14 protein-coding genes are annotated in these 18,450 nt (G+C 57.4%); 9 read left to right on the top strand and 5 right to left on the bottom strand.

Translation table 11 applies throughout. The annotated features are described in order from the left end of the window. The first annotated feature begins 24 nt into the window (after positions 1 to 24). The 6 genes from dapC to IB213_RS11765 all read left to right on the top strand — a co-directional run bounded on the left by dapC (position 25) and on the right by IB213_RS11765 (position 7,644). Entirely contained in the window at positions 25 to 1,230 is a 1,206-nt protein-coding gene (gene dapC / locus IB213_RS11790) for a succinyldiaminopimelate transaminase (RefSeq protein WP_192406674.1), read from the top strand. 8 nt (positions 1,231 to 1,238) lie between these two features. Further along, positions 1,239 to 2,072, top strand: a complete 834-nt coding sequence (gene dapD, locus IB213_RS11785; RefSeq protein ID WP_191724356.1) for a 2,3,4,5-tetrahydropyridine-2,6-dicarboxylate N-succinyltransferase — start codon at positions 1,239 to 1,241, stop codon at positions 2,070 to 2,072. 119 nt (positions 2,073 to 2,191) lie between these two features. Then, entirely contained in the window at positions 2,192 to 3,361 is a 1,170-nt protein-coding gene (locus tag IB213_RS11780; RefSeq protein ID WP_192406672.1) for a PilT/PilU family type 4a pilus ATPase, read from the top strand. Positions 3,362 to 3,426: 65 nt separating this feature from the next. Beyond that, on the top strand, positions 3,427 to 4,614 hold the full coding sequence (dapE, locus tag IB213_RS11775) for a succinyl-diaminopimelate desuccinylase (protein WP_191724354.1): 1,188 nt from the start codon (positions 3,427 to 3,429) through the stop codon (positions 4,612 to 4,614). Beyond that, positions 4,611 to 5,540, top strand: a complete 930-nt coding sequence (gene prmB / locus IB213_RS11770) for a 50S ribosomal protein L3 N(5)-glutamine methyltransferase (RefSeq protein ID WP_192406670.1) — start codon at positions 4,611 to 4,613, stop codon at positions 5,538 to 5,540. The genes dapE and prmB overlap by 4 nt, the downstream gene beginning before the upstream one ends. Before the next feature lie 94 nt (positions 5,541 to 5,634). Further along, positions 5,635 to 7,644, top strand: a complete 2,010-nt coding sequence (locus tag IB213_RS11765) for an ABC-F family ATP-binding cassette domain-containing protein (RefSeq protein WP_192406668.1) — start codon at positions 5,635 to 5,637, stop codon at positions 7,642 to 7,644. A 130-nt stretch (positions 7,645 to 7,774) separates the two neighbouring features. Here IB213_RS11765 and IB213_RS11760 read toward each other — a convergent pair whose 3' ends face one another. The 5 genes from IB213_RS11760 to pgeF form a co-directional block, all read right to left on the bottom strand. Next, positions 7,775 to 8,440: a LysE family translocator gene (locus IB213_RS11760; protein ID WP_192406665.1), complete on the bottom strand. Its 666-nt coding sequence runs from the start codon at positions 8,438 to 8,440 to the stop codon at positions 7,775 to 7,777. A gap of 799 nt (positions 8,441 to 9,239) precedes the next feature. After that, positions 9,240 to 9,977, bottom strand: a complete 738-nt coding sequence (phbB, locus tag IB213_RS11755) for an acetoacetyl-CoA reductase (RefSeq protein ID WP_191724349.1) — start codon at positions 9,975 to 9,977, stop codon at positions 9,240 to 9,242. A gap of 130 nt (positions 9,978 to 10,107) precedes the next feature. Then, complete coding sequence (locus IB213_RS11750; protein ID WP_192406663.1) at positions 10,108 to 11,286, bottom strand: acetyl-CoA C-acetyltransferase; 1,179 nt, start codon at positions 11,284 to 11,286, stop codon at positions 10,108 to 10,110. Positions 11,287 to 11,388: 102 nt separating this feature from the next. After that, positions 11,389 to 13,080, bottom strand: coding sequence for an alpha/beta hydrolase (locus IB213_RS11745; protein WP_191724347.1), 1,692 nt, complete (start codon positions 13,078 to 13,080; stop codon positions 11,389 to 11,391). Between the two features lie 432 nt (positions 13,081 to 13,512). Continuing rightward, positions 13,513 to 14,349, bottom strand: coding sequence for a peptidoglycan editing factor PgeF (pgeF, locus tag IB213_RS11740; RefSeq protein WP_192406661.1), 837 nt, complete (start codon positions 14,347 to 14,349; stop codon positions 13,513 to 13,515). Positions 14,350 to 14,425: 76 nt separating this feature from the next. Here pgeF and IB213_RS11735 point away from each other — a divergent pair, with 76 nt between their 5' ends. The 3 genes from IB213_RS11735 to IB213_RS11725 all read left to right on the top strand — a co-directional run bounded on the left by IB213_RS11735 (position 14,426) and on the right by IB213_RS11725 (position 18,362). After that, entirely contained in the window at positions 14,426 to 15,124 is a 699-nt protein-coding gene (locus tag IB213_RS11735; protein WP_191724345.1) for a fumarylacetoacetate hydrolase family protein, read from the top strand. A gap of 14 nt (positions 15,125 to 15,138) precedes the next feature. Continuing rightward, positions 15,139 to 15,690 carry an NUDIX hydrolase gene (locus IB213_RS11730; protein ID WP_191724344.1) on the top strand — a complete coding sequence of 184 codons (552 nt, stop codon included), beginning with the start codon at positions 15,139 to 15,141 and terminating at the stop codon, positions 15,688 to 15,690. Between the two features lie 95 nt (positions 15,691 to 15,785). Next, positions 15,786 to 18,362, top strand: a complete 2,577-nt coding sequence (locus tag IB213_RS11725; RefSeq protein ID WP_192406658.1) for a chemotaxis protein CheW — start codon at positions 15,786 to 15,788, stop codon at positions 18,360 to 18,362. The last annotated feature ends 88 nt before the right edge of the window (positions 18,363 to 18,450 follow it).

Below are 18,450 nucleotides of genomic sequence, written 5' to 3'. Positions count from 1 at the left end.
ATCTCACCGCATAATATTTGCACCATGAATCCCCTGCTTCAACACCTTCAGCCGTACCCGTTTGAGCGGCTGCGCCAACTTTTTGCGGGTGTTACCCCACCTTCTTCACTGCACCACATCAGTCTGGGTATTGGAGAGCCGCGCCATGAGACGCCGGAATTCATCAAAACCAGCTTGACAGCCAACCTGACAGGGCTGGCCAACTACCCCGCCACCGCAGGTGATGTGCGTCTTCGTCAGGCTTGCAGTGACTGGATGCAGCGCCGTTACGGTATCTCGGTAGATGCCGCAACCCAGGTTTTGCCCGTCAATGGCTCCCGCGAGGCCTTGTTCTCGTTTGCACAAACCATTGTTGACCCGACGCAGGCCGGCGCAACTGTGCTCTGCCCCAACCCCTTCTATCAAATCTATGAAGGTGCCACGCTGCTGGCGGGTGCGCAGCCGTACTTTGTCTCCAGCGACCCTGCGCGCAACTTTGCCGTGGACTGGGACAGCGTGCCTGCCGATGTCTGGGCCAAGACGCAGCTGATGTTTGTCTGCTCTCCGGGCAACCCGACCGGTGCGGTCATGCCGCTAGATGAGTGGAAAAAACTGTTTGACCTGTCGGACCGCCATGGCTTTGTCATCGCCTCTGACGAGTGCTACAGCGAAATTTATTTCCGTGACGAAGCACCACTGGGTGGTCTGCAGGCTGCCGTCAAACTGGGCCGCAGCGATTTTCGCAACCTGGTGGCCTTTACCAGCCTTTCCAAGCGCAGCAATGTACCGGGCTTGCGCAGCGGTTTCGTAGCCGGAGATGCGCAGCTGCTCAAATCCTTCCTGCTCTACCGCACCTACCACGGTGGCGCCATGGGGCTGCCCATTCAGCACGCATCGATTGCGGCCTGGTCCGACGAAAGCCATGTCGAGCACAACCGGGCGCTGTACAAAGAAAAGTTTGCCGCCGTCATGCCCATTTTGGAGCCCGTGATGGATGTGCGCCTGCCCGATGCGGGCTTTTACCTGTGGCCACGCATTCCAGATGCTCTGGGCATGAACGAAACAGAATTTGCCCGTGCACTCTTTGCACAGAGCCATGTCACTGTATTACCGGGCAGCTACCTGGCTCGTAATATGCTGGGGCATAACCCGGGCGCACAGCGGGTGCGTCTGGCTCTGGTGGCTGAGACACAGGAATGTGTTGAAGCTGCGCTGCGCATCAAAGATTTCATTGAGAAAAACGTCAAGTAAAGATAGCTATGACCCAACAACTGCAACAAATCATCGACACCGCATGGGAAAACCGTGCAGACATCTCGGCCAAGTCCGCCCCCAAAGAAGTGGCAGAGGCTGTGGAACATGCCTTGAACGAACTCAACAACGGCAAGCTGCGCGTGGCCAGCCGTGAAGGTGTGGGCCAGTGGACCGTGCACCAGTGGCTCAAGAAGGCCGTGCTGCTGTCGTTCCGCCTCAATGACAACAAGCTGATGCAAGCGGGTGACCTGAACTTCTTTGACAAGGTTCCCACCAAGTACGAAGGCATGAGCGAAGCTGAAATCGCCGCAACGGGCGTGCGTGTCGTGCCACCCGCAGTGGCTCGCCGTGGCTCCTTCATTGCCAAGGGCGCCATCCTGATGCCTTCCTACGTCAACATCGGCGCTTATGTCGATGAAGGCACCATGGTAGATACATGGGCTACCGTCGGCTCTTGCGCGCAAGTGGGCAAGAACGTGCACCTGTCCGGCGGCGTCGGCCTGGGTGGCGTGCTGGAGCCCCTGCAAGCCAACCCCACCATCATTGAAGACAACTGCTTTATCGGCGCACGCTCTGAAGTGGTGGAAGGCGTGATCGTGGAAGAAAACTCCGTGATCTCCATGGGCGTCTACATCGGCCAGTCCACCCCCATTTTCAACCGCGAAACCGGCACCATCACGTACGGTCGCGTGCCTGCAGGCTCCGTGGTGGTCAGCGGCAACCTGCCCAAGAAGACCAAAGACGGCAAGGACTACAGCATGTACGCGGCCATCATCGTCAAAACGGTGGATGCCAAGACACGCTCCACCACCAGCCTCAATGACCTGCTGCGCGATTGAACCTCGCGATTGATACGCGTCAACCGCCTGAGCAGTTGTCAGGCGATTTCTAGAGGGTTTTGCGGCACACTTTGGTTTGCGGCAAAACCCTCAAGATTTCCAACTACAAGGCATACGGCATGAGCATGATGGAACGCATTCTGCGTTTGATGGCAGAAAAAAAAGCGTCTGACGTATACCTGTCTGCCAACTCTCCAGCACTCATCAAAATTGATGGCAACTGTGTGCCCATCAACAACCAGCTATTGCCCCCAGATGCGCCACGCGCGCTGCTGGCAGAAGTGGTCTCCCCCCAGAGCATGGAGACGCTCAAAGAGACGGGCGAGCTCAACATGGCAGTGCCCCTGCAAGGGGTTGGGCGCTTTCGCATCAGCGCCATGCGCCAGCGCGGCACTGTGGCGGTGGTGGTGCGCTTTATTTCCCAGCAAATACCCAAACTCAAGGAGTTGAGCCTTCCTCCCATTCTGGATCAGCTCATCCTGGAAAAACGCGGTCTGATTTTGGTAGTTGGTGCCACCGGTTCTGGCAAAAGCACCACCTTGGCGGCCATGATTGACAGCCGCAATGAACTGCGCACTGGCCACATCCTCACCATTGAGGACCCTATCGAATTTCAGTTTCGCAACAAGCGCTCCATCGTGAACCAGCGCGAAGTGGGCTCGGATACTGAGTCACTGCAAATTGCCCTGCGAAATGCGCTGCGCCAGGCCCCGGACGTGATTTTGATTGGTGAAATCCGCGACCGCGAAACCATGTCTGCCGCCATTGCCTACTCGCAGTCTGGCCATTTGGTGCTGGCCACGCTGCACGGCAATAACAGCTACCACGCGCTCAACCGCATTTTGAGCTTTTACCCGGTCGAAGTACGCGCCACCATGCTGGGAGATTTGTCCTCGTCACTCAAGGCGGTGGTCACCCAGCGCCTGCTGCGCACCCCCTCTGGCAGCCGTGTCCCGGCGGTAGAGGTGCTGCTCAACACCAAGCTGGTGTCCGAGCTGATTGAAAAAGGTGATTTCTCAGGCGTGCGCGACAACATGGAAAAATCCATGGCTGAAGGCTCTCAAACCTTTGAAGAAGATCTGGCCCGGCTCATCGGCAATGGCACAATTGACCGCAACGAAGGCTTGGCCAATGCAGATTCGCCCACCAATTTGATGTGGCGGCTGCAAAATGCGCCCCAAAACACCATTTACTCCGGCGCCGAGTCTCTGAACCCGAATACGGAACAGGCTGCTCCACCCCCGCCTGAATTTGGTGCTTTGCTGCTCAACATTGGCCTTAAAACATAAAGCCCCGGTTTCGGACTGGGGGCAAGGCTGCACACAAGGTGCAGTCCCATTTGGATTTTTCTCACATGTCCCGCACGCTGCAACTGGCTGAGCAACTGATCAGCCGCCCCTCCATCACCCCTGAAGATGCTGGCTGTCTGGAATTGCTGGCACAGCGCCTGAGCCATCTGGGCTTTCATTGCGAACGCATGGATGGCGGCCCTGATCACTTTCGTGTGCACAACCTCTGGGCTGTGCGCCGCACTGGCCTGCCTCAGGCCAAAACACTGATCTTTGCCGGCCATACCGACGTAGTGCCAACCGGGCCTGTCGAGCAGTGGTCCTACCCACCCTTTACACCCACCTACCACGACGGCAAGCTGTTTGGGCGCGGTGCCAGCGACATGAAAACGTCGATCGCCGCTTTTATCGTGGCTCTGGAAGAGTTTCTGGCTGCCCACGCTGACACCCCGCTGGACATCGCCTTGCTGCTGACCAGCGACGAAGAAGGCCCCGCCCATGACGGCACCAAAACCGTCATTCAGGCACTGCAGGCCCGCCAAGAGCCCATGCACTGGTGCATTGTGGGAGAGCCCACCGCCGTCAGACAAACAGGCGACATGATCAAGAATGGCCGCCGTGGCTCGCTCAGCGGTCGCCTCACGGTGGAGGGCATTCAGGGCCACATTGCCTACCCGCAACTGGCTCGCAACCCGATTCACCAGGCCGTGCCTGCGCTGACAGAACTGGCCAGCATTGAGTGGGACAAGGGCAATGCGTTTTTCCCGCCCACCAGCTGGCAAATCAGCAACATGCATGGCGGCACAGGGGCATCCAACGTCATTCCCGGCGAGGTGGTGATTGACTTCAACTTCCGCTACAGCTCGGAAAACACCGCCGAAAGCCTCAAGCAGCGCGTCAAATCCGTGCTGGACAAGCACGCGCTGGAGTATGACCTGACCTGGAGCCTCTCGGGCGAGCCCTTCCTGACTACCCCGGGCGACCTGGTGACGGCAGCGCAAGAAGCCATCCGCGCAGAAACAGGCCTGGAGACCGAGCTGTCCACCAGCGGCGGCACCAGCGATGGCCGCTTCATTGCCAAAGCCTGCCCGCAGGTGATTGAGCTTGGCCCCCCTAACGCCACCATCCACAAGATTGACGAACACATCGTGGTGACCGACGTCGAGCCCCTCAAGAACATTTACCGCCGCCTGATGGAAAACCTGCATACCCGACTGCGGTCTGCCAGCGCTGAGCAAGGAGCCACAGCATGAGCCACGCATACACCCTGCCCCATGGCAACACCGTAGGCACCTTGATTGCAACAGGCACTGAATGCCTGACCCAGGCAGGCGTGGGCTTTGGCCACGGCACCGCCAATGCGTACGAAGAAGCTATCTGGCTGGTGCTGTGGAAGCTGGGCCTGCCCATCGACGCCCCTTTGGGCGACGAAGAGGAATCTGTAGAAAATCAGCCCGTAACGCCCGAACAGCAAGCGCAGGTAGCTGCGCTTTTCAAAGCTCGCATTGATACCCGCAAGCCTGCGGCTTACCTGACACAAGAGGCGTGGCTGGTGGGTGTGCCGTTTTATGTGGACGAGCGCGCCATCGTGCCGCGCAGCTTTATTGCAGAGCTGCTGGCAGACGGCAGCATTGACCACTTCCTGTCCGATAAAACCCGCAAGGTACTGGATCTGTGCACCGGCAACGGCTCACTGGCCTGTCTGGCCGCAATGGCCTTCCCCGAGGTTGAAGTCACAGGCGCAGACATTTCCACTGATGCACTGGCTGTAGCCCGTATCAATGTGGACAAACACGCGCTGCAAGACCGCGTCACGCTGGTAGAAACAGATGGCCTGTCCAAAGTACCCGGGCCCTGGGATTTAATTTTGTGCAACCCGCCGTATGTGAATGCCGACAGCATGTCCAAACTGCCCGCCGAATACCTGGCCGAGCCTGAACTGGCACTGGCAGGCGGCAGCGACGGCATGGACTTCATCCGCGATTTATTCGCAGCCGCCCCCGGCTGCATGACCGAAGACGCAGTCATGGTGCTGGAAATTGGCAACGAGCGCGACTTTTTTGAAGCTGCCTTCCCGCTGCTGCCCGTGTTCTGGCTTGAAACCAGCGCTGGCGAAGACCAGGTTTTACTGGTTACCAAGCAGTCGTTGCTCGCACAAGCCAAGCTGCAGTCACAATAAGGCCATTGCAGACGCAGGCTTGGCCTGCGGCTGACAGCCCTCTCAGACAACAGCACCCGCCCCGCGCGGGTGCGCCTTTTTTCCGAACGCTCCGATGATCACCCTCAAAAACGTCACATTGCGACGTGGCAGCAAAGCCGTGCTGGACAACGTGTCCGCCACCATCAACCCCGGTGAAAACGTGGGCCTTGTTGGCCGCAACGGCGCTGGCAAGTCATCTTTGTTTGCGCTGCTCAGCGGCAAACTGCACGAAGACGGCGGTGATTTCTACATCCCCACCAGCTGGCGCATGGCCGAAGTGGCCCAGAACATGCCAGAGACCGAACAAGGCGCGACGGCGTTTGTTCTGGAGGGTGATACCCGGCTGGCCGAAGTACAGCGCCAATTGATCGAAGCGGAGGCCAGCGACGACGGCATGGCCATCGCCCACGCCTACTCTGACCTGCACGATGCCGGCGCGCACGATGCCGAAGCCCGCGCCCAAGCTCTGATTTTGGGACTGGGCTTTCGTGCCAGCGAGTTAGACAACCCCGTCAACAGCTTTTCTGGCGGCTGGCGCATGCGCCTGCAACTGGCCCGCGCACTGATGTGCCCGTCAGACCTGCTGCTGCTGGACGAGCCTACCAACCACTTGGACCTGGATGCACTGGTGTGGCTGGAAGCCTGGCTCAAACGCTATACGGGCACGATGATTGTCATCAGCCACGACCGAGAGTTTCTGGACGCCATCACCAACGTCACCCTGCAAATTCAAAGTGGCCAGCTCAACCGCTACGGCGGTAACTACAGCAAATTTGAAGAGTTGCGCGCCCAGCAGCTTGAATTGCAAGCCGCCAGCTTCTCCAAGCAGCAAGAGAAGATGGCACACCTGCAAAAGTTCATTGACCGCTTCAAGGCCAAGGCCAGCAAGGCCAAGCAGGCACAAAGCCGGGTCAAGCAGCTCGAGCGCATGGAAAAGATCGGCCCGGTACTGGCCGAAGCCGACTTCACGTTCGAGTTCAAAGAACCCGCCAACCTGCCCAACCCGATGCTGGCCATCAGCGATGCATCGTTCGGCTACTACGACGAAGACGGTGTGCCCACCACCATTTTGTCGGGCGTCAACCGCTCGGTGCTGGCCGGTCAGCGCATTGGTATTTTGGGTGCCAACGGCCAGGGCAAATCGACACTGGTCAAAACCATTGCCCGCACCATGCAGGCGCTGGGCGGCACCGTCACTGAAGGCAAGGGCCTGAACATTGGCTACTTTGCCCAGCAGGAGCTGGACGTGCTGCGCCCCAGCGAAAACCCGCTGGAGCACATGATCCATCTGGCCAAGGAGCTGGGCCCCGACGCCAAGCAACCCAGCCGCGAGCAAGATTTGCGCAGCTATCTGGGCACCTTCAACTTCACTGGTGACATGGTCAAGCAGGCCGTTGGCACCATGAGTGGTGGCGAAAAAGCCCGTCTGGTGCTGGCCATGATTGTCTGGCAGCGCCCCAACCTGCTGCTGCTGGACGAGCCTACCAACCACCTGGACCTGGCAACCCGCGAAGCGCTGGCCATGGCGCTCAACGACTTCGACGGCACCGTCATGCTGGTCTCGCACGATCGATCGCTGCTGCGCTCGGTCTGCGAAGACTTCTGGATGGTGGGCCGTGGCGTGGTCGGGCCCTTCGACGGCGATCTGGACGACTACCAGCGCTACCTGCTGGAAGAATCCAAGCGCCTGCGCGAGGAAGCCAAAAACGCCGAGCAAGCCGCCCAAGCCAAGGCCCCGGCTGCAGCACCCGTGGCCGCACCCGTGGTGGTCGCCGCAGCACCCGAGCCGCAAGGCGACCAGCGCGAGCAACGCAAACTGGCTGCCCAGGCACGCCAGTTGCTCACCGAAAAGACCAAGCCCTTCAAGAAAGAGCTGGACAAGCTGGACCAGCGCATTGCCGCTCTGGGTACTGAAAAGAGCCAGCTTGAAGCCAAGCTGGCCACACCCCTGTCACCGGCAGACATTGCCGAAGCCGGCAAGCGCCTCAAAGCCGTGGGCGATGAACTGGACAAGCTGGAAGAGCGCTGGCTGGAGCTGAGCGAAACCATTGAAGCGCTGACTCAGGAAGCGGGTCTGGCTTAAACCAGCATTCCTTTAAATGCAACAAAAAAGTAGCTGCTAACGCTTGTGTACATTGATTTTCAGATACCAAACTATCTGAAAACAATGCCTCATAAGCGATGGCAGCTACTTTTTTTATCCAGTACTGGGTTTAACGCTGCGCCGTAGCCAGCAGCCCGCCAGCTGCAATGAAGGCACCGCCAGTTACCCGGTGAAACCATTGCCCCGCGCCACCGCTGGCCAGCCGCGCCATCATCTTGGCGCCGCACAGCGCATAGGCGAACATGATGGAGCCATCCAGCACCATCCACGTTGCGCCCAAAATGGTCATCTGCATGGCAAAAGGGGCACTGGGGTCCAAGAACTGGGGAAACAAGGCGCTAAAAAACAGCAAGTCCTTGGGGTTGCCAATACCCACCATAAAGCCCTTGCGATAAAGCTTCCACGCGCTGCCTGCAGTGTGCAAAGCTGCTGGAACAGCTGCTGGCACGCCAGCATCCGCCTGCTCAGCAGCATCTGTCTGCTTGGTTGCAGGGCGGGTACGCCAGGCAGAAATACCCAAATACACCAGGTACGCGGCTCCTGCCCATTTAATGGTCTGAAACCACGTATCAGAGGCCGCAATCACTGCACCCAGGCCCAGTGCAGAAAGTGCCATCAAGGTCATGGATGCCGTAATGCCCCCCACGATGGTGGCAACCGTCCTGCGCGCACCATGGCTGACCGCATGCGAAACACAAAGTAACGCCGAAGGCCCGGGCGAGGCAATCACAGCAGCCGCCAAAGACACATATAAAAGCCAGAGATTCAAAGACATCAGCGTTACCAGACAAATATCAGCACAGCACGGGCGTCGTGCAGTCAACCAACACAGCCAAAGATTCTATGGCGACGCAATGCACCCTGTGCCAAAAGCCCAAACAGTACTGTTTTAGCGATGCATTTTTTTACTTTTAGGTGTCAACGCCATCTGATTAGACCGCGTTGGTTCTGTACACAAGGAGTAAATCCCCATGAATGCAAACAACATCCTTTCTGCCTGGCCCGAAGACGAACGCGATCGCAAGCGCAGCCCTGCACGCCTGTAACGCGCGCTGACAGCACCGGCATCAAAAAAATTTCACTTCTGCGTCAACCCAGACATTCGCAACGGCGTTGATCAAGCATAAGGAATCAGACCACCATGAATACCATTTTCTCTATCTGGCCCGAAGACGAACGTGATCGCAAGCGCGCCCCTTTGCGCGGTTGATCCAGTTTTTGACTGGTAGCTGCGGCTGCCAGCACCCAGACCCGCTTGCCTCAGCGGGTTTCGTTTTTCTGGCTTCCCATGCAAAAACAAGCTTGAACAATTCATGCAAACGCTTGCACAAACAGCGTCAGCCATGGCTTCAAGCTGCACGTTGAATAGGCAAAGGAGTGAACACAATGCAAACCCCAGCTATTTTTTCTGTTTGGCCTGAAGACGAACGCGACCGTAAACGCGCACCTTCTCGTCTTTAAACAAAATCAGCGCCCGCCTTGCCTGCAAGGTGTCAAACGCAGCTGACTCTGACAAAGTTTCACCCAACAAAAAAGCCCGCATCTGCGGGCTTTTGCTTTGTGGGTTCACATGCTCAATGCATGTGCAAACCGCCGTTGACGGAAAAATCTGCACCTGTGGAATAGCTGCCATCGTCAGAAGCCAGCCACGACACAATCGATGCAATCTCTTTGGGCTCTCCCAAACGCTTGACCGGAATGGTCGCCACGATCTTATCGAGCACCTCAGGACGAATGGCCTTGACCATGTCTGTCCCGATGTAGCCAGGGCTGACCGTATTGACAGTCACGCCCTTGTTGGCCAGCTCTTGCGCCAAAGCCATGGTGAAACCATGCATGCCCGCCTTGGCCGCTGAGTAGTTGGTCTGCCCCGCCTGCCCCTTGGCACCGTTGACCGAGCTGATGTTGATGATGCGACCCCAGCCCTTTTCAACCATGTCGCCCACAACCTGCTTGGTCACGTTGAACATGGAGTTCAGGTTGGTCTCAATGACGGCCTGCCAGTCTTCAGGGGTCATCTTCAAGAACATGCGGTCACGTGTAATGCCCGCGTTGTTCACCAGTACATCGATCGTGCCGTGCTCTTGCTTGGCCTGATTGAAGGCTTCTACAGTAGAAGCCCACTCGCTCACATTGCCAACCGAAGCGTAAAACGTAAAGCCCAAGGCTTTTTGCTCATCCAGCCACTTCTTGTAGTCACGTGTGGGGCCGCAGCCCGCAATCACTTTGAAACCGTCATTGTGCAGACGCTGGCACATGGTGGTTCCAATGCCACCCATACCACCAGTCACATAAGCTACTTTCTTATTCATATTCCCTATCTCCTGATTTATTTATGCCAATTTCAACTATGCATAAAGACTGTAGTTGCAAAGCACGATGGTCTGGGTTGCGGTTAACCCACCTGGGGTATTTGCGCATCAGACCACCTGTGTCCATGGTTTAACGCTCAACGGCCAGCGCCACACCCATGCCACCACCAATACACAGGGCTGCTACACCCTTGTTGGCGCCGCGGCGTTGCATTTCGTGCAGCAACGTCACCAGCACGCGGCAGCCTGACGCACCAATGGGGTGTCCAATCGCAATGGCGCCGCCATTGACGTTGACCTTGGCCGCATCAATGCCCAGCACCTTGTTGACCGCACAGGCCTGCGCTGCAAAGGCTTCGTTGAGTTCAAACAGATCCACATCCCCTACTTGCCAGCCCGCACGCTCCAGCGCTTTGCGTGTTGCAAAGACCGGGCCCATGCCCATGGTCGCAGGGTCCAGTCCACTGGTGGCATAGGCCTTGATCTTTGCCAGCGGTGTCAGCCCCAGCGCCTGTGCCTTGCTGGCGGACATCACCACCACCGCGGCAGCGCCGTCGTTGATACCTGAAGCATTGCCCGCAGTCACTGAGCCGGCCTTGTCAAAAGCAGGCTTCAGACCAGACAGAGCCTCCAGATTGGTTTTGCGGTTGATGTATTCATCCGCGTCAAACACGATGGGATCGCCCTTGCGCTGAGGAATCAGGACCGGCACGATTTCGTCTTTGAACTTGCCCGCATCCTGCGCTGCTGCTGCTTTTTGCTGGCTGCCAATCGCCAGTTCATCTTGCTGCGAGCGAGAGATGTCATTGCCTTTGGCTACGTTTTCCGCAGTGATGCCCATGTGGTAGTGGTTATAGGCATCCCACAGGCCATCCACAATCATGGTGTCCTGCATCTTCCAGTCGCCCATGCGCTGGCCTTCACGCGAGCCTTGCAGCACGTGGGGAGACAGGCTCATGTTTTCCTGACCGCCAGCCACCACAATTTCACTATCGCCTGTTGCCACGGCCTGTGCCGCCAGCATGACGGCCTTCAAGCCAGAACCGCACACGGCATTGATCGTCAGAGCTGGGGTCTCCTGGGCCACACCTGCCTTCATCATGGCTTGCCGCGCAGGGTTTTGCCCTGCGCCAGCTGCCAGCACCTGGCCCATGATGACTTCACCCACTTGATCCAAAGGAATGTGGGCGCGCTGCAGCGCCTCTTTGATCACCGCGGCGCCAAGATCGACTGCCGGCACCTTGGACAGGCCTCCTCCAAATTTGCCCACCGCTGTACGCACAGCTGAAACGATGACGATGTCTTCCATATCGAGTCCCTTGTAGTGAATTGCTTAGTACGCCATTGCTGCGAATGCGAGCGGCGAGGAAAATTTTTACGGTTGATGCACAGCGCCTAAGCACCATGCCAGTTATGCCCTTTGCTGCACGTAGCGGCCTGGAGCATCTTCAATGGCTTTGTATTTAGTGGCTCTGCCATAGCGTTTTGGCGCAGGTACCAGCTTGCCTGCGTGGCCCTGCAGCCATTGAGCCCAGTCCGTCCACCAGCTACCCGCCAGCTCTTGCGCACCGCTGAGCCATTCACTGTGCGTAGCTGGCAAGGCACCATCTTCGCGAATCCAGTGACTGCGTTTTTTCTTGGCGGGTGGGTTAATCACCCCTGCAATGTGGCCTGATGCCCCCATCACAAACCGCTTATTGCCAGGCAGCACCTGCGTGGCTGCATAAGACGCAGTAATTGGCACGATGTGATCTTCGCGCGAGCCATAGATATACACGGGTATATCTATGGCGCCCAGATCCAGCGGTGTGCCAGACACCGACAGTTTGCCCGGCTGCACCATATTGTTTTCCAGGTACATATTGCGCAGATACCAGGCGTACCAGGGGCCTGGCAGGTTCGTGGCATCGCTGTTCCAGTAGAGCAAATCAAACGCAGGGGGAGTTTCCCCCTTCAGGTAATTGCCAACGACGTAATTCCAGACCAAGTCGTTAGGACGCAGGAAGCTGAAGGTAGATGCCAGCTCTTGCCCTTTGAGCAGACCGCCCTGCCCCATCTGGGCCTCGCGCATCTGCACAAAGGTTTCATCAATAAAAACATCCAGTACACCGGTGTCAGTGAAATCGACCAAGGTGGTCAGCAGTGTTGCACTGGCAACGGGGTGTTCATTGCGCGCCGCCAGAACCGCCAGCGCGGCAGACAGCATGGTGCCGCCCACACAAAAGCCCAAAGCATTGATCTGCGGCGTGCCACCAATCTCCTGCACCACCTTGATCGCACGCAGGAGTGCTTCTTCAATGTAATCGTCCCAGGTCAGGTGGCCCAGAGATTCATCGGGATTGCGCCAGCTCACCACAAACGTGCGATGCCCTTGACTGACTGCGTATCGAATCAAGGAGTTCTCAGGCTGCAAATCGAGGATGTAGTACTTGTTGATGCATGGAGGCACCAGCAGGAAAGGCCGCTCATGCACCTTGGCAGTCAGAGGCTTGTATTCGATGAGCTGAAAAATCTCGTTTTCATAGACCACTGCGCCTTCGGTTGTGGCAACGTTCTTGCCAACCTCAAACACGCTCTCGTCCGTCATGGAAACGTGACCCTGCTCCATATCGTGCAACAAGTTCTGAATGCCCTTGGCCAAGCTCTCGCCCTTGGTGTCAATGGCTTTTTGCTGGGCCTCGGGGTTCAAAGCCAGATAGTTGCTCGGCGACATTGCGGCCACCCACTGCTCCACTGCAAAGCGAACGCGCTGGCGCGTTTTTTCATCGGCCTCAATGGCATCGGCCATACCCGTCAAGGCCTTGGCATTGAGCAGATAGGTAGAAGCTGTCAGTGCCGCCAGCGGGTTACTCAGCCAGGGCGCACCACCGAAACGCTTGTCCTGCGATGCGGCCGGTGATGCCAGACCATTGGCCCACAGCTTGGCAGCTTCTTGCACATAGTCTTGTTGCAGGGCCTGCAACTTCGAGGAATCAAACTGCACGCCAGGCTTGTGCGAAGCATCACTGGCGACTGAAGGGAAAGCCGATAAAGCCTTTGCCCACTGATCTGCAAAAAACTGCTGGGCATTGGTACTGGGGTTCCAGGATTCCTCTGAGCTCATGCTTGTCTTCCTTGTTGGCTTGCAAGCAATTTTTTCACTTGCTTTGTATATGCACAGATTGTTGCCCAGGCACATGTTTGTGGCAATGCGGCAAAGGCACTGTTTCAAGCAAAAGCTGTGCTCATTGACTCGAATCAAGAGGAAATTACAAACACCCGCTCATAAATCAGGCACATTTCAGACATGTATTTAATTGTGATTGCCTGGTTTTATGTCACGGCGATGATGGCACTAGCAGAAGCGACAAGCCCGCAAGGCAGTCTGCTGGGCGCCCTTATCACCTTTGTCCTTTATGGCCTGCTGCCAATGGGCATTCTTGTCTACATTTTTGGAACGCCTGAGCGCAAACGCAAACTCAAAGCGCGCAGACAAGCGCAGCAGCGTGCTTACGATGAAGCACTGCCAGCCCAGACAACAGAGGCAGCGGCAGACTCAGTCCTTCCAGATGCAGGCGGCCATGCGCCCGGTGCTACCCAGCACAGCAGCATCACGGCGGTGCGAAAAGAACCGTGACGCATTGGCCACCGTGCACCACGCATCGCTTGCGTCATTGCCATAGATCTGGCTGAGACCCATTTGCTCAAGGCGCTGACGGGCCAGCTGTGGCAAGTTCGCCAGCCACTTTCCCGAATGCGTTGAGGCTACAAAGCACGCGCCTGCCTGCGGAGATGCGTTCACAAATGCCTGGCGGACTTCATCTCCCACCTCAAAGGCATCAGGCCCAATGCATGGACCCAGCCAGACTTGCGTGTCCAGCGCCAGCTGGCGGCTATCAGCCGGCACACGCAGTTGCCTGGCATAGGCCTGCCATACAGCCTCCAGCACGCCATGCCCACCCTCGCCCACAAGCCCACGCCAGCCTGCATGGGCGGCAGCAACGGCCAAGCCAGATCGATGGGCAATCAGCACGGGCAAGCAGTCTGCCACCATGATGGTGCACGCCACCCCGGATTGATCCGTCACGCTGGCGTCAAACGCTTGACCCTCGGCAGATCCATGCTGCATGACCTGTACATCGCATCCGTGTACCTGCTGCATAAAAACGGTCCGCACGGTTTTGCCGGACATACGGTTGATCACGTTGCGCAGCACCTGCCGGTTGGCTGCTACGTTCTGGGGATCATCCCCCACATGGTCTCCCAAATTCATTGCGTTCCACGGGGCAGTGCTGCACCCGCCATCACGCGTGGTAAACAGTGCATGAACGCCAGAAATGGCGGGCCAGTCCGGTTGCAGCCATTGCTGCGAAAGATGCTTGTTATCAGTCACCTGTGCAGCATACCCTGCTCAACAGGCCCAAAACTCATGGCACACTTTGGCCTTCATTCCCTTTGCTGCTCTTGCCATGCGCTTTGTGTTCACACCTCCCGTCCAAGCTTGTGTCCCAGTTGTGGGTCAGTCTGATAGCTTTCCCGTTCACCGCATTTATTGCGTCGGTCGAAATTACGCAGAACATGCCAAGGAGATGGGCTTCACCGGCCGTGAAGCCCCATTTTTCTTTATGAAACCCGCTGACGCCGTCCTGGTCTGTGAAGAAGGCGCAACCGCCGCAATGCCCTACCCCAGCCTGACCAGCAATCTCCACCACGAAATTGAATTGGTCGTTGCCATTGGCAAGGGCGGCAAAAACATTCCTGCCGCACAAGCCATGGAACACATCTGGGGCTACGCCGTCGGTCTGGACATGACGCGCCGGGATCTTCAAGGTGAGATGAAAAAGCAAGGGCGCCCCTGGTGCATTGGCAAAGCCTTTGAACACAGCGCCCCCATCAGCGCCATCACTCCGGTGGCACAAGCTGGCGATGTGGCCCAAGCAGAAATCTGGCTGCAGGTGAATGGGCAGGATCGCCAGCGCAGCCACATCAACCAGCTCATCTGGAACATTGCAGAAACCATTGAACACATCTCCCAAGCGTGGGAGCTGCAACCGGGCGACCTGATCATGACGGGCACCCCTGAAGGTGTTGGCGCAGTCCAGGCTGGTGACGTGCTGCAAGGCGGCATCACTGGTCTGGCACCCTTGCGCGTAGCAATCACGGCTTAAGCGAAGACTGACGCATGAATTTTCGTCCAGCCATCAAGTTTTGCAGCCAATGCGGCAGCGCCACGGAGCAGGCAATCCCCTCTGATGGGGACACCCGCCTTCGCGCTATGTGCACAGGCTGTGGCATGGTGCACTACCAAAATCCATTGAATGTGGTGGGCTGTATTCCCGTCACAGACGATGGGCGCATCTTGCTATGCAAACGCAACATTGAACCGCGCTGGGGCAAATGGACACTGCCAGCAGGCTTCATGGAACTGGATGAAACCACCTCGCAAGGGGCCGCACGTGAAACGGACGAAGAAGCCGGCGCAGACATTGAAATGGGCCGCCTTTTTTCCGTCATCAGCGTTCCCCGCGTGGCACAGGTTCATTTGTTCTATTGCGCGCGCCTGCGCAGTGAAACCCTGAACCCCGGCTACGAAACCATTGAAGCACGCCTGTTTCAGCCTGCAGATATTCCCTGGGATGAGCTGGCGTTTCGCACCGTCAGCATCACGCTGCAGCGTTATTTGGAAGATCGTGCTGCGGGCAGCATTCAAGTGCACAACATCGATCTGACTTAACTTGCATCAAGTTTTGGCCTGGCTTTTGCTTACAAGCAGTTACCGAGGCTGAACGTAAATCTCATAACCAATCAGCCCGGACACGGAGGGCTGGTATGGCAAGAGACAACGAGATCCATATTGACACCTTTATCCCCTTTATGCGGGATGTAGCGCGGTGCGAGCGCTCTTTGCATGAGCTCAACCTCATGTGGCGCTTGATTGAATCTTCAGCCAAGATGAATTGCGCCGAAGAGGCCAGCAGCATGCTGCCCATGATGGCCGCCACGCGCGAGGGCTTTCAACGGCTGGAGCAAGATTTGGTGCAGTCCATGGTCTCGGAATCACTGACAGAGGTCATGTCCGAGATCGCCACCTGTGCCCACCACGTGATCGACATCGTCGTACGTAACCTCTACGAGCGCACGGCCGATATCGGCTTTCTTGCCACCGACCGCAGCTTGTGCAATTACGTCGCCAACCTGACCGACAGCCGCGGCATCATTGATCGGCTGCAGGCGTATCGCAGCAAATACACGGTCTATGACGAAATCATGCTCATCAATACCGAAGGCACGGTATTGGCACAGCTCGATGAAAGCTCGCCTGTAGAAGGCTCCCGCGAACCGATACTGGCGCAGACACTGGCAGCGAGCGGCTATGTTGAAAGCTTTCAGTACTGCGATTTGCGGCCCCACAAGCAACAAGCGCTGCTCTACACGCAACGCATGCTCCACCCCGTATCAGGCCAGCCCTGCGGCGTGCTGTGCCTGTCATTTGATTTTGAAGGTGAAATGGCGGGCATTTTTGCGGGCAGCAGTGCGGCTCAGGGCCGCAGCGTTGCTTTACTGTTGAATGAGCACAACCGTGTGATTGCCAGCAGCGATACCGCCTGGATTGCCTTGGGCACGCTGGTTCCAACCAACCAAGATGGTGCACCCAACCTGTACACCCACTCCGGGCGCACCTATCTTGTGCAAACCGTTTCCGCCAGCGGATACCAGGGCTACCCGGGACCCAGCGGCTGGAAAGGCCAGGTCATGATGCCGATTGAACAGGCATTTGGCACCAAAATAATGCGTTGTGTGGACAGCCTTGCCCCCGATGTGGCGCAAGGCCTGCTGGCCCACGCCAAAAGCTTTTGCCCGCCGCTGTACGACATCATCAAAGCCGCTGACTCTATCCGGCGGGTGGTGTGGAACGGTCAAGTGATGACTGCAGGCCAGCGTGCAGGCTCCAGCCGGTTGAAATCTGTCTTGGAGCAAATTGGCGAAACAGGCGCCCGGACCAACTTTGTTTTCAAGCAATCCATTCGCGACCTGTATGACACCGTGCTGAGCGCCGGCCTGCGAGACAGTCAGTCGCTGACGCAGCTGCTGGTCGATTTGCTTGACCGCAACCTCTACGAACGCGCCAATGACTGCCGCTGGTGGGCGCTGTCTCCCATACTGCAGCAACTGCTCATCCAAAGTCATCCACACGAAACACCTGGCAGTGAGCTACTGGACCAAGCCACACGCGTGCTAGAGCACATCAACAGCCTCTACACCGTCTACACGCGCTTGATGGTCTATGACCGCAATGGCCGCATTCTGTGTGCCAGCCACCCACAGCTGCCCGATGGAAGCAACGTATTAGGGCAGCACATTGACAGCGCCACACTGCAAGCCGTGATGGCGCTCAATCACAGCCAGTCCTACCATGTCAGCCAGTGGACCGCACAGCAGACAGGCGCTGAAGGCGCTACATACATCTATCACGCGCCCATTCGCACAGACGATGACAGCGCCACCACTGTCGGCGGGATTGCTATTGTCTTTAATGCTATTCCTGAACTACAGGCCATGCTCAACAGCGCTCTGATCGGCAAACCGAAGACACGCGCGTTGTACGTGAACCGTGCGGGCCTCGTGCTGGCAAGCACCGACCCGCTTTCACCGCCTGGCAGCACCGTGCAATTGCCCGCCGCGCATTTGCTGCAACTGCAAAACGGCACCAGCAATGCCGTTATCTCGGTGTATCACAACCAGTACTGCATCGTCGGTGCAGGCGTCTCGCGTGGCTATCGTGAATTCAAAATCACCGATGGCTATCGGGACGACGTGCTGGCCATTTCCATTGAGTCTTTTGGTCAGGTGGCCAGCGACAGCAATGCGCCCGACCCGTCTCACCACGCCATAGAGGCAACGGGAAACAACATGCACGGCGTTGAAATGGCCACCTTTTACATAGGCCAGCAATTATTTGCTCTGCGTGCTCAATCGGTATTGGAGGCATTGCCTGCCTCAGCCGTGAACCCTGTCTCTGCAGGTCGCCTGCGCTATTGCCGTGGCACCCTGGCACGCCACTCTCAAGGCCATGTGACAGGCTATGTCTGGGTGTTTGACCTGGCACAGCTGCTGACCGGCAAGCCAACCCGTATGACAGACCAAAGCCAGGTGGTGGTACTGGAGCACGATGACCGCAAGCTGGGCGTGCTGGTTGACGCACTGCATGGCGTGAACCACTTCACACACGACAACATCATTGCCTCGCCCCGCATGGCTGGGGGCGCGCAGTCACTGGTCAATGAACTGATCAAAGCCAACCAAGGTTCGCTGCTGGTGCAATGCCTTGACCCGCAGGGCTTGCTCAATGCGCTGCACTACAACCCTTCGCAGGCCACATCCATGACGCAAACAGAAAAAAGCTGATGCACTGCAACGGCAGTCATGCCGTTGGCCGTGATCTACCCGTCCACCCAAAGAGCAAGTGCTCAAAGAAAAAGAGCAGGCCTATCGA

Origin of the sequence: Comamonas sp. CMM02 (assembly GCF_014851485.1) — a bacterium.
In the GTDB taxonomy this organism is placed as follows: domain Bacteria; phylum Pseudomonadota; class Gammaproteobacteria; order Burkholderiales; family Burkholderiaceae_C; genus Comamonas; species Comamonas avium.
The sequence above is the reverse complement of the archived record's forward strand: the minus strand, read 5'-3'. Positions and strand labels throughout refer to the sequence as shown.